The following is a 14,631-nucleotide window of genomic DNA, read 5'->3' on the forward strand; positions in this document are numbered from 1 at the left end:
GATTTAGTGTGCCGGGTTACTTCCCGGCCTTTCGGATAATACGAACATGTCTGCCAGGCGCTCCGCTGTTACCAAAGACAGCCCGAAGGTGCCGGCCCGCCTCCTGACAGTTTCCAGATCAACAGGCTCGGATAATGAAATATCTATTTTACCTCCATATCCGGATTCATCAAGCACAGGGAACGGCACGGAGTCCGACAGGTTCAATGCGTCTATTAAAGATTGCAGTGGTTTGCCCGCAGAAGCGTGGCTTCTGCCAGGGGGAGTCTTACCGTTACTGATAAACACCAGGCACCTGACCTTTCTTTTCTCCATCCGGCCATAAAAGCCGGAATAGCGGTTCAGATCAGAAAGCATATAATTATAGAGTGAATCCGATTTGTTCACCGGCAGAATCAGATCATAGTTATAAAGAGATTTAGCCCGGGACTTATTCCTGGATAACGAAACTTTTACCCGGGCGGTGTCTTTTAAATCCAGAACCAGACGCTTTCTGCTGTATGTCAGGCCCATTCGCCCGAAAAGCCCTGCCGCCGCAGCTTCATAAACGGGAAGTAGCTCAGAGTTCGTTACGGCCCTGCCTCTTAGTATACTGTCCTTCAGACGGAACCTGTTTCCGGTGGGCAATCCCGTATATCTTCCCTTTAAGAAAACGGAATAAAAGGAGCTGTCATTGATGGAAACCTGGTCATTGATGAAGAGAGGCCGGTCGCCGTCAATATCTGCTTTGGTCTTTAAAGTCACCTTCCGGTCTTCAATGGCGGAAAGAATTTTCTCTTCCGTCAATTCTTCTGCCGAGGTCTGACCGACACAGACTCCAGCCCTGTCGATCCAGACATAATGGGGTATAAGCCGGTGCGGGAAGTATTTATTGAGTATTGTGTCGTTTACGACAGAAGTAATATGGAGTGCCCTTGTTAAATGGTTTGACGCAAGAAACGACCGGGCTTTTTCAGGCTTTTCCTGCGTCACGGCCAAAAAGCTGACACTCTCCTTGTACTTGTCCTGAATGCGGTGAGTGATGGGCATTGCCGCTATGCATGCCGTACACCAGGTGGCCCAGAAATCGACAATAATTAACTTTCCCCGGTAGTCATTCAGGGTGATGGTATTTTTCCCCAGGGGATGGTTGACAACCTGCAGGGGCATGTTCCAGAGAGATTCCGGAATCGAATCACCGATTGTAAGTGGCTTTATTTCCTGTGCCGATGCGGCAAAAAAAGGACAAAGCACGGCCAGTGCTATCGTTAGTAGCTTTTTTTTCATGAACGTTCTTTAATTAATGATTAAGAAGATGATATTCCAAAAAGGGTAGAGCCAGGGGGACTGGCCGGTATTTGTCACTCGGGAGATTTAAAGATATTCATTATCGGATCCTGAAGGGAAGTAGATTCAATAATGCTTAAGCTTATTTCTGTGTCGTTAAAAACAGTAAAAAGGAAGATGGAAAGTGATGCGAAAAGAATAAAAGAGTCATTATTCACTAACAATGACAGGCATCCTGATATAGGATGCCTCTGGAAAAAAAAGCTGTAAATCTTAGTTTCTTTCATTCTCGCTACTGTCAGTAACGAGTCTCTTAATATACGTACGGGCGCATGTACTATAGCGGGCCCCTTGATATCGCCGCGCTGGCTTCCGAGGGCCTACAGAACGATAAACAATAGGGCCCATAATGCTATAGTTTGCGCAAAAATACGCAAAAGTCATTATGGGCACTAACCTATTGTCTCGTCTGCTAGCAAAACTCGGAATTTGCGCGCGAGACTCTTTTGTTAATACCTCTTCTTTAAAATTATGATGCCTTTTATTTGTTTATATTAATAATTAATACATAATACTAAGGTACAAATACTTACAATAATTCCAAAATAAATTTGGAACCAATGCATATTTTTTCATTGCCCGACCTTAGAATATGGCAAAAAGCAACTCAAAACCTTGCTATATTTCAGCAGTTGATCAACATATAATTAACGTTGTTCGAACTTTTAGATACAATTTAGATTTATCACAGAAAAAACTCTCTTCAAAATCAAATGATTCAGCAAATCTATCTCTTGTGGGGAAAGCAGAAGGAATATCGAGCGAACATAAATATTCTGACGACCAGTTGCATGCATTCTTGCACATTTTTTCAGCTGAAGCAGCAATAATTAATAATAGATTTGAAATGGATGGGTCGAACGAGAGGGTACAGGAACAATATTCAATGTATGATTTTTATCCTCTCACTGTTCTACCTGACGTATTGGTACCGAAATCTATTAGCGTTATATCAAATAAAATATATCCAACTGGCGCACTTAACTATATACTTGACGAATCGATTTTTTTTAATTCCTATAAGTCTGCAAAAGAAGTCACCGAGTTTGCCAATACACTGTTTAGTAAAAGCTGGAGGCAATCAGATTTCGGATCGCCTTTAGACCGATTCGCGATAAAAGGGCGTTTGATAAAACGTGAATTAGAAAACTCCATTTCCTACTGTACGGCTAAATTAGTTAAGTAATGAAGAAAGGAAACCTTCCCGAAAATCAAACCTCCCATTCCTTTACAGTAACATCCATTGACTTTAAGAAGAGTTATAACGTAATGGACCTGAGGCTCTCACACGGTTTTTCAGACCGTGACCTGTCATTTTTATTGGGATACCAGCCTTTGTTTGTTCGGGATATCGAAAATCCACTTCACAGTAAACGATACAAACCAAAGGACACTAACTATCTCTTGCACATCTTTAATTGTCAACTATCTGCTATTTTGGATAAGTCATTGCCAACCCTTACATACAAACTTAAAGTGGTGACCACGACCAACAGTAACGCAACAAAAAACTATCAGATATACATAGAAGATCCTGATAAGAAATATCGTTTGTTCCGCTCGTTTACAGAATTAGCAAAAGATCAATTACTATCTCCTAAAAGCATTGCAACACCCGGTGAAGTGAAGGAATACCTTGAAGATATCTTAAAAGGTAGCTATTTTAAAACCCCAAGAACGGGGCTTGAACTGTTCATTAAATGCACAGAATACTTTAATGGGCATATTAAACCGGTCTTTATTCAATCAGCGATTGATGGTATAAATAAAGAAGCAAAAACAAGCCGGATAGTTGTGGGCAAGAACGAAATGCGGCGGTTGGTTTATAGCATCAGATAGGGCAAATGTCGACTATTTGACACGCCACCCATTGTCGTATCAGTGAAGCGTGCTAATTGTCTCGACAGCGCCGGGACAATGGGATTCTCACGAAAACAATCAGCAAGGTCCATACAATACCGTTGTTGCCTTTCGTTCCAACCGTTTCCAACTTAGACAGTCAACTGTGGAGCAAGATGGCGACAACCTATTTTTCAGATGAATATCCAATTTTAACAAAAATAAAAACACTATTCCGGATTTGTATTATTTTTACCCTTGATAAGGTTTAGGTGCCCTGTTTGTGCTCATCACAGGCAGGGCTTTTTATTAAAGGGCTTAAAGCAGCCCTTCATCAGCGAATGAGAAAAATCCATCTGCTGTAACGATGATATGATCAAGAACCGGCATGTCAAGCATTTCCCCGGCAGATGCAAGTTTTCTTGTAAGATTTATATCAGCCTGGCTGGGTTTTAGAGAAGAGGAGGGATGGTTATGAGAAATTATAACAGATGAACAATTCGCTTTCAGCGCGGCGCCGAAAATCACCTTGGGATCAGCAATTGTTCCCGATACTCCTCCTGTAGAAGCTTCGAATATCCCTAATACCCGGTTTCCCCGGCTTAATAGAATTACTTTGAATTGTTCCACATACTGGATCTTTCCCTGGTCCCAGTTAGCCATCAATATTTCAAAGGCACTTTTTGCCCCTGTAATCACCGGACGTTCTGAAGCCTTAAATTTGGGGAAGTAACTTACCTGGATCTCTGCTACCTGATACAATGCCAACTGATTTCTGCGCTTTTCCATAACTTATTGATTTAATGAATTAATTATGGTGCACTGAGCGGCATCCGGCAGCACTAAAGGCAAGGTGGAGGTCAGAAAAATGCGGAGGCTCCGCCTTAGGTGGATACCCATTTTTCTGACCTCCACTTTGGCGAAGCGAACCTGTGTGAGGCGGGATGGCGAACTTTGTACGGAATTAATGAGCCCATTATTTCCCGGCTTTTTGCAGGCTTTCGTGAAACTTTTCAACTGCTTATTCGTAATACTAAAAATATTAGCATAAGTTTGCGGTGCAGAATTGTAGTATTATCAGATGGAGCGGCAGATTATTCATATGGACCAGGATGCTTTCTTTGTTTCGGTAGAGGTGAGGAAGGATCCGCGACTGGCCGGGAAACCGGTGATTATTGGGGGCACGTCCGACAGGGGCGTGGTTTCCTCCTGCAGTTACGAAGCCCGCAAGTTTGGTGTGCATTCTGCCATGTCGTCGAGGATGGCAAAGATGTTATGCCCGCATGCCGTCTTTATTAAGGGAAATATGGATGAGTACTCCAAAGCCTCCCATGAAATAACCGACATTCTGAAAGAGCGCGTCCCGCTGATTGAGAAAGCTTCGATCGACGAGCATTATATCGACATGACGGGGATGGACCGCTTCCACAACACGCGGCTTTATGCCCACGAATTACGAGGGAAGGTGATCAAAGAAACCGGGCTTCCGATATCTTTCGGGCTTTCGGTAAATAAAACAGTTTCCAAGATGTGCACCAATGAGTGTAAGCCTAATGGCGAGCTGAACATCGGCCAGCCGGAGGTGCGCAACTTCCTGAACCCTCTTTCCATAAAGAAGATCCCAGGACTGGGTGAGAAGACCTTCCTGAAGCTGAGCGACATGGGGATTAAAAAGATCTATACGCTCTCGCAGATGCATCCCGATCAGATGAACACCGTGCTCGGCAAAAACGGGCTGGTGCTGCTTCAGAAGGCTAAAGGGATTGACTTGTCGCCCGTGATCCCTTTCCACGAGCAGAAGAGCATTGGCACGCAGAGCACTTTCCGCGCGGATACCATCGACGTCGACTCTATTAACCATCTTCTCACTTCGATGGTGATGGGCATAGCCTACGAGCTGAGGCAAAAGCGGAAGCTCGCCGCCTGCGTTACCGTAACCGTGAGGTATTCCAATTTTGAAGATGTCACCAAACAGGCTGTCATCCCGTATACCTCTTTAGACAGCGTGCTGATCCGGAAGGCTAAAGAGCTCTTCCGGCAGGTATACCAGAAGCGGATGCTGATTCGCCTGGTGGGGGTGCGGTTATCAAACCTGGTGAGCGGCTTTGAGCAGATCGACCTCTACAGCGATTCCACCGAGCAGTACAGCCTTTGCCAGGCGATGGACAAGATCAGGCAGCGTTTTGGTGAGAATGCTATTTCGCTGGCCTCTACCATGGATATAAGCTTATAAATGCCATGTATTTAAACGTTCACTCCTGGTACAGCCTCCGCTATGGGACTATGTCTGTAGACAAGCTGATTGAAGAAGCGGAGGGGCGTGGAATTACGCGCATGGTGCTTACCGATATCAATAACTCGACGGGCGTCATGGAGTTTATCCGCAAATGCCGCAAGTCGGGTGGTATTGAACCCATCGGAGGCATAGAGTTCAGGCGCGATAAGAAGCTGCTCTATATCGGCATTGCCCGGAGTAAGGAAGGGATGAAGGAGCTCAATGATTTTCTTACAGAACATAACCTGGCAAAGAAAGAACTTCCGGACCGGTCTCCCTTGTTCGTACACGCCTTTATTGTTTACCCTTTCAGCATGCATGGTCACCCCCTGGGGCCGAATGAGTTTTTAGGGATACGGGCCGACGAACTGCATCTTCTTTATAAGAATGTCACTGAGGATATTAAAGATAAGTTGCTTGTGCTTCAGCCTGTATTTGTTTCTAACCGGATTGAATACCGCCTGCATGAGTACCTGAGAGCGATTGATTTAAACACCGTACTGAGTAAAGTGGCGGCTGAGGACAGGTGCCGGGAAACGGACCAGTTTCTGATGCCCGGAGAACTGGAGGCGAAGTTTGCCAAATATCCTTTTATCCTGGATAATACCAGGCGGCTGCTTGACCAGTGCCGGATGGACTACCCGGAGGGTAAGATAAAGCTGAACCGGAAGACTTTTACGGGCAACCGGAAGGACGACACGGCCCTGCTGGAGAAACTTGCATGGGAAGGCATGCTTTACCGTTATGGCAAAAACAACAAGGAAGCTCAAAAGCGGTTGAAGTATGAGCTGAAGGTGATCAATGCCCTTGACTTTTGTTCTTACTTCCTGATCACCTGGGATATTATCCGCTACTCGATGTCGCGGGGCTATTACCATGTAGGCCGTGGCTCGGGGGCCAACAGCATTGCTGCTTACTGCCTGCGGATCACGGATGTAGATCCGATTGAACTGGACCTGTATTTCGAGCGCTTCCTCAATGAACAGCGCACTTCTGCTCCCGACTTTGACCTGGACTTTTCATGGGACGAGCGGGAAGATGTGCAGGATTATATCTTCAAACGGTACGGCAGCACGCATACTGCTTTGCTCGGCACCATGACGACTTTTCGCGACCGCTCGGTGATCCGCGAGATCGGAAAAGTAATGGGACTGCCCAAGGCTGAGATCGACAGTTTTACCGACCGCTCGAAGGAGCGCCAGAACCGCGATAATGAAACGTTTAAAAAGATCTTGGCCGTACATGCGCTCATGAGCGACATGCCCAATCAGCGGAGTATCCATGCCGGAGGTGTGCTGGTATCGGAAGAGCCCATCACGTATTATACGGCGCTCGACCTGCCTCCCAAAGGCATGCCTGTAGTGCAATGGGATATGTATGAAGCGGAGGATATTGGCTATGATAAATATGATATCCTGAGTCAGCGGGGTATTGGTCACATCAAGCAGGCGGTAAATCTTGTTGAAGAGAACCGGCAGCGCAAGATTGATATCCATAAAGTGAAGGACTTTATGAGTGACCCCAGGCTGAACGAGCGACTGAAAACAGGGGAGACCATCGGCTGCTTCTATATTGAATCGCCCGCTATGAGGCAGCTGCTCAATAAACTTCGATGCGATAATTACCCGGTATTAGTAGCGGCAAGCTCGATCATCAGGCCAGGAGTGGCCTCTTCGGGCATGATGTCGGCCTACATCCGCTGTCACCATCGTCCGGAAGACGTCAAATACCTTCACCCGGTATTAAAAGAACAGCTCGGCGAAACCTATGGGGTGATGGTGTACCAGGAAGATGTAATTAAGGTGTGCATGCATTTTGCAGGTATGGATGGTGCGGATGCGGATATCCTCAGGCGGGGAATGAGTGGAAAATACCGCTCGCGCGTGGAGTTCGACCGCCTCGTCGACCGTTTCTTTGAAGGGGCGCTGCGTCTTGGCCGGCCCGAAGAAACGGTTAAAGAGGTGTGGCGGCAGGTTTCGAGCTTTGCAGGATACAGCTTCAGCAAGGCCCATTCTGCGAGTTTTGCTGTGGAAAGTTATCAGAGCCTTTTTCTGAAAACATACTATCCTATTGAGTTCATGGTGGCGGTGCTGAACAATTACGGCGGTTTCTATACCCGCTGGCTGTACGTTCACGAGCTGCAAAAAGCAGGAGCAAAGGTGCATCTGCCCTGTGTAAACCACAGCGACGATGTGGTAAATGTGAAAGGAAAGGACTGCTGGCTGGGCTTTGTGGGTATCCAGGGACTGGAGAACAAGCTGATTAGCCTGATCCCCGAAGAGCGAAAGCTAAATGGAGCTTACCATAACCTTGAAGATTTTGTAAAACGGACCGTTATCAACCTGGAGCAGGCCATCATCCTGATACGGGTCGGGGCATTGCGCTTTACCGGTAAAAATAAGAAGGAGCTGCTCTGGGACGTTCACACCTTGCTGGGCAACAAAGTAAAGCCGCTGAATGAGGCCGAGCTTTTCCAGGTGGAGGCGAAACACTATGAGCTTCCGGAGCTGACCACTACCGCCCTGGAAGATGCTTATCACGAGCTGGAGCTTCTGGGTTATCCGCTCTCGCTTTCGATGTTCGATCTGCTGAAAACTGGCTTCCGGGGGAATGTGATGGCCCGGCAAATGAATGATTACGTCGGTACCGTTGTGAGGATGGTGGGCCTGTATGTTTGCGAAAAGACGGTGCACACCAAAAACAATAAAAAGATGTGGTTCGGTACCTTCCTGGACGTAAAGGGCGACTTCTTTGATACGGTGCATTTCCCCGATTCAACCTCCGGCTATCCCTTCAGGGGAGCAGGATGCTATTTAATTGAAGGGAAAGTAGTAGAAGACTTCGGGTATGCCGGGTTGGAAGTGCGGCGCTTCGCCAAGTTGGAGATTAAGGGGAACCCGGTAATGGAGTGAGGGGCACTTTTAAAAAGTGAGATACTTATATTACTTCAGCAAGTTTATAGACCTTGGTTTTCAAACGCCTGTTTACTGGCTATCCAACATTAGAATTTCTATTTTTCTGGTCACAGATTCAGAGATGTGCAGGCGTGTTCGTATTGGTGCTGTTCCCTCGAGAAACGGATACTTCAGGAGGATCTGAGAGTTATTTTAATAATTTCAATAATAATCAGTTACATCAGCAATAAATGGTAACGGCAGTTTCCGAGACTTTTCATAGAGCAATAAAGAGAACAATACCACTCAAAATTCTTTTAATGATTACATTACTAACCAGGTGCAATAACTTAGCGTTTTTTGCACTATACGTGGAACCAAAGAAGAAGATACTTCCTTGCAATAGCCCCGATGTTTTAGTAGGTAAGGCAGTAAAGTGTACGGAATATAGTCAGGTCTATAGTAGTAACCTGTTGAACTTAGTGTTCCAGGCTGATAAAACAGTTGTCCAAAAGAGGTGAGTTTTTCCAAGAGATTTTATGTCTGTGGACTAAGCTTTAAAGAATACTTTGGCGAAGCGAACCTGTGTGAAGCCGGATGGCGAGCTTTGTATGGAATTAATAGAACGGGTCTATAGATTTTTCTATTTGACGACTTTCTATAGGCTACATCAATAATTCAATCATTACAGGATGCCGCTTTTTAACAAGATCCTAAAATAGAGATTGCATTTACTTAAATTTGAGGTATGAGATGGATCACACGCGAAAGACCAAAGATTGACCGTATTGCTTGCCCTTGGTTGATCAGGCGTTTTGTTGACCTGGAAGCCGAATTCATTTACGTGCCGGCTGAACTGGTCTTACAACAGGCTGAGCTGTTATCGGCCATTCCTTTTGATATGCCGGGCGTAGAATATACTCATTATAACGACGAGTGCACATTTGACTATATACTCAAAAGGCACCGCATAAAAGATCCTGCACTTGATCGTATCGCCACTATTGTTCGAGGGGCAGATACGGATCGTCCTGATTTTGCACCACAGGCGGCCGGACTGGAAGCAATATTTTCAGGGCTTGCCTATAATATCGGCAGCGATGCAGAACTTTTAAGCCTGGGCATGATTATTTACGACGGCTTATATAGCTGGGCAACGCATTTGTTCAAAAAGAAACATGTTCAGGACGGTCCGGTTGAACAACTTCTATTGCAGGTTTATCGTCAGTACCTGAAGAGGGAGAAAGGCAGGAAAATGCCGGAGTGGGCAGAAAATCTCAAGGAAATGATCCAGGATCAAATGGATACCAACATGACACTCAGTTTGCAGCAGGCCTCGCAGGAACTGGAGATCAATCCGGCGTATCTATCGAGGGAGTTCTCAAGATATTTCGACAACCTCAGCTTCGGCGACTATATGCGCAAGCTACGTATTGACAAAGCCAAACTACTGATCGAAACAACGGTGCACAGCCTGACTGAAATTGCCTATCTTACCGGCTTTTCTGATCAGAGCCACTTCAACCGGATCTTTAAAAAGCATACGGGGCAAAGTCCTTCGTCTTATAAAAAATCACTAAAAAAGTAAAAATCAGACCAAAGGTTATATAGATACAATTTTGCTATTGCCGGCATGGATAACATTGCATTATAACAATTCAATGTTGACTATGAACAAATTCTGCTTAGTGCTTTTCACTACCGGACTAATCACAGCCACTGGTTCTGCACAAACTACCTCCCGGCAAAACTACCCGAAGATTACCGGACATGTCGGCATTCTGCACCCTATCGTTACTTTCAGCAGTGCGGGTACTGAAAGCAACTTTGATCAGCATTACGTAGTAGGTATGCCCACGGGCATTAATATCTGGAAAAGTGATAAGATCGGCTTCTCAGCTGAGTTCGTTCCGACCATCCGTGCCGAAAATGGGACCAGCAAAATGAGTAACTTCCTTTTCCATCCGGGAGTACTTGTCGCTTTAGGCAAGGGCTGGACTTTTGCCGGGCGAGCGGCGTTCGAAACGTCCGGGCGTTATGGACTTACGCCCGTATTGAGTAAAATGGTGATCAGGGGAAAAAGCAGCGGCCTTTTTGCTGCCTTGCCTTTGCCGTTGCGTGTTGGTAACGAGCGGCCTGCTTCTTTCGGCATCGGATTTCAGTTTGGTATTGCCTTTTAGTTATGGGAAATAAGAAATACACTTTAAAGGAACTCACTTTGTACTTTCTAAAGCTGGGCACCTGGGGATTCGGTGGACCAGTAGCGCTGATAGGGTACATGCATCGCGACCTTGTGGAACAAAAGCAATGGCTCACAGAACAGGAATACAAGGAAGGACTGGCTTTGGCACAGCTGGCCCCGGGACCGTTAGCGGCACAGTTAGGAATCTACATTGGTTTCGTCCATTATGGTCTTGGCGGAGCTACGCTGACCGGCCTGGCTTTCGTGCTGCCATCTTTTGTAATGGTGGTATTACTGGGTATGGTATATCAGTTGTACAGCGGTCTGGCCTGGGTACGGGATGTTTTCTATGGAGTCGCCCCTGCCGTAATCGGCATCATTACCATAAGCGCCTATAAACTTACAGTCAAATCGTTGGGAAAATTGAAGATGAATGAGATTAAAGTTAACTGGCTGCTCTGGCTGTTTTATCTTCTGGCGATTGTGATCACCATTATCACTCAGCAGGAACAGATTCTGCTTTTCATTGGGTGCGGCCTGTTATATATGATAATAAAAGCACCACCTGCCGGGTTGAGAAAGAATCGGGTTTTGCCCGTAGTGTTGCTGACGAACCTTAGCTTTTGGAATTACTCTAAGGATACATTGGCTGAGATCGGCTTGTTCTTTTTGAAAGCGGGGACATTCGTATTTGGAAGCGGACTGGCTATTGTGCCGTTTCTTCATGCAGGTGTCGTTATTGAACGGAATTGGCTTACCGAAAATCAGTTTCTCGATGCCGTGGCGGTTGCCATGATCACACCCGGTCCGGTCGTGATTACGGTTGGATTTATTGGCTACCTTGTCAATGGTTTTCCGGGGGCAGTGGTAGCTGCATTGGCTACTTTCGTCCCTTGTTTTCTGTTTACCGTCATCCTGGCGCCCTCATTTAAAAAGATTGCCGCGAATGCGAGTGTCAAAGCATTTGTTGATGGTATCACCGCCGCTGTGATCGGCGCACTGGTTGGTTCGGTAGTAATAATAGCCTCTCGTTCTGTTGTTGATCTTCCAACTGCTCTTATCGCCGTAGCGACGGGATCGGCTCTGGTTTATATAAAGAAGTTACAGGAAGTACAACTGATTGCAGTGGCGGCCATATTAGGCATCCTGATAAAAAGTATTTGAAAAGCATTGATATATTTAGAGTGCATTAATGCTTTTCAAATACTTTCAAGGAGATTGAGCTGACCGAATGTTCTCAACGCCTTCTGTTTGTTTTTGAACGAGCTCAAATATCTCCCGTTTGATCCATTGGTAATTTTCCTGAACGTCTACTGTGCTAACTTTTTTGATGATAGGAATGTGCTTGTACAAAATTTCGTCAGCTGCTATCGTCTGATGATCATTCTGAATCTCACAATGAAAGGCCTTAAGACTTATTTTCTCTTCAGGATTATCAGCTATTGTTCCGACAAATTCCCCTGAGGATAATGATGCAATTTTCGCAGCAGGTACAGCATAGTCTAATTGGGTAGATTTCGTCAGGGAAGTATCGCTGCTGTTAATGCTCGTGCTGCTTTTATCCTGAAGGATTTTGCCAAGCATTTCCGAGAGCTTACGCGCAGTGTCCCCTGTTACCTGACCACTGATGATGTTCCCCACAATGCCTGTTATCACATCTGCCTGTTCTGAGCCGTAATCTTTTTTTAGCTGATTAAAATCCTGCACAGCCAGGGTAGTAGCGACTTTATTACTACGCGCAGTTGCGATCAGGCTGTCGATATTGTTAAAATATATAGTAGGGAACTCGTCGAATATCAGGCTGCATTTTAGCTGATTTTTCCGGTTAACAAGTTTGATCATGCGGGAGATGTATAAGGACAAAACAGCCCCGTAGACCTGAAGCTTCTGCGGGTTATTTCCCATGCAAACAATCTTCGGTTCTTCCGGATTATTGACATCCATGGTAAAATCATTACCGGACAACACATAATACAACTGAGGTGAAGAAAGACGTGCCAGGCCGATCTTTGCGGAAGCAATCTGTCCTTCCAGTTGCTCTTTAGCCTTATTCTGAAAGGCAGAAACAAAAGGATTGATCAGCACTTTGATCTCTTCTTCCTGTCCAAGCACATGAAAAAGCTTCTCGTACTCGACCTGCATAAGTTCGATAACATGAGGCAAAGTGCAGTACTTTCCATCCTGATACTTCCGTAGATACCAGATAATAGCCGTTAGAAAATTAATAGGCGATTCTACAAAGAAGTCACCTTGCTTTTTAATCCAGTCCCGGTTCAGGCCCAGCATGATTGTCCTGCTTGCTTCCGTTGCATCGGTAATGTCATCCATTGCCTTTGGGTCTAAAGGGTTACACCTGTGAGTATGGTTAAGATCATCGAAATTGATCACATAGAAGGACGGCTTTACTTTATAGTTGCGGTAATACTTCAGTAATTTATTGTAGGCAATCTTGCTAAGGTCGTCATATTTGAAGTCATACAGAAACATCGAAAAGCCCTTCCGGATGTGTTGGTCAATAATATGCCGGATCACGAAATAAGATTTACCGGCACCCGGCGTTCCTGCTACAAGTATCCCTCTGAAAGGGTTGATGATATTGATCCAGCTATCCCTTACCTGCTTCTTTAATCGATATTTTGCTGGAAGGTTAATGGAGAACTCGTTTTCCAGGAGCCGTTCCTCCTGAGGGAACGTCTCGTTTTCTGTGTTGAAAATATCCTCCTGCTGGCCGACCTTGAGGATCCGGGAAAGCCTGGCGCCTCCGCTCAGCATAAGCAGATATCCGGTCACAGTGGTCAAGATATAACATAGAACAACCGCCTCTTCCGGCAGAGACACATAAAAATAAAGGATACTGGCGAAGAACAACAGTAAACCCAAACTGATGAGTGGCATGATGTTTCCCCATGAAACTTTCTCTTCCTTCCTGCCTTTTGCACCTACAAGGGATATTGCAAGAAGAAGCAGGGCAGCAATCTTCGGCTTCATGATGTTACTGAACAGTCCGGTTTTGCTGATATTCAAAATGATCCGGTTTGTAATATCTGCCGTCCATCCCCACTGATAAAAGGCTGCGTAGCAACTGATATAGAAATGAATAGCTAATATGGCAATACTGATATACCTTGTCAGATCTATGATCTTGCGTAATCCCTGAATGTCTTCTCCTGTTTGCATAGACGAGTTCGTTTAACTATTTGATACTAAAGCCGCAATCCCTGGTCGTTCCTCCTCCTTTTTTTCTTCCTCCTGAAAACAGCGGGAGAATAATCCGGCTCTGGTTTGAGCAATAAGGAGTCCAGCAGAGATTCTTTAACAGGCTCGTGTTCCGGGGAAAGTTGATGCGAATAGATAGTATTTTCCGTGTTTATCCCTCTTCCTTTCCGCATCAGCAGCCGTTGCTCTACCGTTCCATTCTTCATGGTATTAGTGTATAAAAATGATTCTGTAAGTCCCCGCTCAAAACCGAACTTTTCATCAAAGATCCGTTCACCCGATGCTGCAAATGCTTTGCGGTCGAACTGACCAATCCTAAGAGAATGCTTTTGATTCCTGCCTCTCGACTTGTTCATCGGGCTGAGTTTGATGCGATTGGTGATATCCTTCCTGCTGACAACTACCTGCACGTGCCACTGGTCCCCTTCCTTCAATTCACCACGTTTCTTTACCCCCTGCTTCACTTCCGAATCTTTATGTGAATAGTACCGGTGCTCTTCGACTTTACCGAACCAAAGTAGGTCTTTGCTGCTTTCAACCCCGGGCCGTTTGAAATTCCTCGCATATTCATCCATCACTGAGATTGAATATTCCTTCAACTTTTCTTTGATTTGGGCTTCTCCATATCGCTCCTTCAGAAAAGCCAGCTCCTTCCTGCTGGGGCTGATATTGATGAGAAAGAACTTTGCATCAGTCTTGCTTAGTTTGGCGACATTGTTATCCAGTGCAATACGCACTTCGTAAGATGGAACGTCCCTCCGTTCCTGGTTGAACCAGTATTCCGGATCTTCCTCTCCGTATTTCGGTCGCACCCTGTTTTCTTTTTCAAGGTAATGCACTAACTGTGAGCTGCTCCCTTTGTTAGTCCCTTCTTCACTATCTGTAATATTGATATGCAT

The 14,631-nt window shown here is 45.5% G+C and carries 11 protein-coding genes; 7 read left to right on the forward strand and 4 right to left on the reverse strand.

From position 1 onward, the window contains the following. Window positions 1–3 precede the first annotated feature (3 nt). A complete protein-coding gene (locus tag BDE36_RS11815) occupies window positions 4–1,266 on the reverse strand; it encodes a TlpA family protein disulfide reductase (RefSeq protein WP_141815009.1) in 1,263 nt (420 codons plus the stop codon). Window positions 1,267–1,918: 652 nt separating this feature from the next. On the opposite strand from BDE36_RS11815, the gene BDE36_RS11820 reads away from it, so the two are divergent. Both BDE36_RS11820 and BDE36_RS11825 read left to right on the forward strand, forming a co-directional pair. After that, window positions 1,919–2,512: a hypothetical protein gene (locus tag BDE36_RS11820; protein ID WP_141815010.1), complete on the forward strand. Its 594-nt coding sequence runs from the start codon at window positions 1,919–1,921 to the stop codon at window positions 2,510–2,512. Beyond that, window positions 2,512–3,165, forward strand: a complete 654-nt coding sequence (locus tag BDE36_RS11825) for a hypothetical protein (protein ID WP_141815011.1) — start codon at window positions 2,512–2,514, stop codon at window positions 3,163–3,165. The genes BDE36_RS11820 and BDE36_RS11825 overlap by 1 nt, the downstream gene beginning before the upstream one ends. Window positions 3,166–3,483: 318 nt before the next feature. Here the strand turns inward: BDE36_RS11825 and BDE36_RS11830 are convergent, their stop codons facing one another. After that, window positions 3,484–3,954: a JAB domain-containing protein gene (locus tag BDE36_RS11830; RefSeq protein WP_141815012.1), complete on the reverse strand. Its 471-nt coding sequence runs from the start codon at window positions 3,952–3,954 to the stop codon at window positions 3,484–3,486. A 292-nt stretch (window positions 3,955–4,246) separates the two neighbouring features. Here BDE36_RS11830 and dinB point away from each other — a divergent pair, with 292 nt between their 5' ends. From dinB to BDE36_RS11855, 5 genes are all read left to right on the forward strand, one after another. Next, entirely contained in the window at window positions 4,247–5,398 is a 1,152-nt protein-coding gene (gene dinB / locus BDE36_RS11835) for a DNA polymerase IV (RefSeq protein WP_141815013.1), read from the forward strand. 5 nt (window positions 5,399–5,403) lie between these two features. Then, window positions 5,404–8,352 carry a DNA polymerase III subunit alpha gene (locus BDE36_RS11840; RefSeq protein ID WP_141815014.1) on the forward strand — a complete coding sequence of 983 codons (2,949 nt, stop codon included), beginning with the start codon at window positions 5,404–5,406 and terminating at the stop codon, window positions 8,350–8,352. A 730-nt stretch (window positions 8,353–9,082) separates the two neighbouring features. Beyond that, a complete protein-coding gene (locus BDE36_RS11845) occupies window positions 9,083–9,922 on the forward strand; it encodes a chromate resistance protein ChrB domain-containing protein (RefSeq protein WP_141815015.1) in 840 nt (279 codons plus the stop codon). An 82-nt stretch (window positions 9,923–10,004) separates the two neighbouring features. Further along, window positions 10,005–10,514: a hypothetical protein gene (locus tag BDE36_RS11850; RefSeq protein ID WP_202618208.1), complete on the forward strand. Its 510-nt coding sequence runs from the start codon at window positions 10,005–10,007 to the stop codon at window positions 10,512–10,514. A 2-nt stretch (window positions 10,515–10,516) separates the two neighbouring features. Beyond that, entirely contained in the window at window positions 10,517–11,680 is a 1,164-nt protein-coding gene (locus tag BDE36_RS11855) for a chromate transporter (protein ID WP_141815016.1), read from the forward strand. Between the two features lie 45 nt (window positions 11,681–11,725). Here the strand turns inward: BDE36_RS11855 and mobC are convergent, their stop codons facing one another. Both mobC and BDE36_RS11865 read right to left on the reverse strand, forming a co-directional pair. Continuing rightward, on the reverse strand, window positions 11,726–13,693 hold the full coding sequence (gene mobC, locus BDE36_RS11860) for a conjugal transfer protein MobC (protein WP_141815017.1): 1,968 nt from the start codon (window positions 13,691–13,693) through the stop codon (window positions 11,726–11,728). 26 nt (window positions 13,694–13,719) lie between these two features. Further along, window positions 13,720–14,631, reverse strand: a complete 912-nt coding sequence (locus BDE36_RS11865; protein WP_141815018.1) for a DUF5712 family protein — start codon at window positions 14,629–14,631, stop codon at window positions 13,720–13,722.

It is taken from the genome of Arcticibacter tournemirensis (genome assembly GCF_006716645.1).
GTDB classification, from domain to species: domain Bacteria; phylum Bacteroidota; class Bacteroidia; order Sphingobacteriales; family Sphingobacteriaceae; genus Arcticibacter; species Arcticibacter tournemirensis.

Bases quoted from the DNA above. Each gene is read 5' to 3' on its own strand.
- BDE36_RS11815 (WP_141815009.1), bottom strand. From the start codon at position 1,266: ATGAAAAAAAAGCTACTAACGATAGCACTGGCCGTGCTTTGTCCTTTT.
- BDE36_RS11820 (WP_141815010.1), top strand. From the start codon at position 1,919: ATGGCAAAAAGCAACTCAAAACCTTGCTATATTTCAGCAGTTGATCAA.
- BDE36_RS11825 (WP_141815011.1), top strand. From the start codon at position 2,512: ATGAAGAAAGGAAACCTTCCCGAAAATCAAACCTCCCATTCCTTTACA.
- BDE36_RS11830 (WP_141815012.1), bottom strand. From the start codon at position 3,954: ATGGAAAAGCGCAGAAATCAGTTGGCATTGTATCAGGTAGCAGAGATC.
- dinB (WP_141815013.1), top strand. From the start codon at position 4,247: ATGGAGCGGCAGATTATTCATATGGACCAGGATGCTTTCTTTGTTTCG.
- BDE36_RS11840 (WP_141815014.1), top strand. From the start codon at position 5,404: ATGTATTTAAACGTTCACTCCTGGTACAGCCTCCGCTATGGGACTATG.
- BDE36_RS11845 (WP_141815015.1), top strand. From the start codon at position 9,083: ATGAGATGGATCACACGCGAAAGACCAAAGATTGACCGTATTGCTTGC.
- BDE36_RS11850 (WP_202618208.1), top strand. From the start codon at position 10,005: ATGAACAAATTCTGCTTAGTGCTTTTCACTACCGGACTAATCACAGCC.
- BDE36_RS11855 (WP_141815016.1), top strand. From the start codon at position 10,517: ATGGGAAATAAGAAATACACTTTAAAGGAACTCACTTTGTACTTTCTA.
- mobC (WP_141815017.1), bottom strand. From the start codon at position 13,693: ATGCAAACAGGAGAAGACATTCAGGGATTACGCAAGATCATAGATCTG.
- BDE36_RS11865 (WP_141815018.1), bottom strand. From the start codon at position 14,631: ATGCATATCAATATTACAGATAGTGAAGAAGGGACTAACAAAGGGAGC.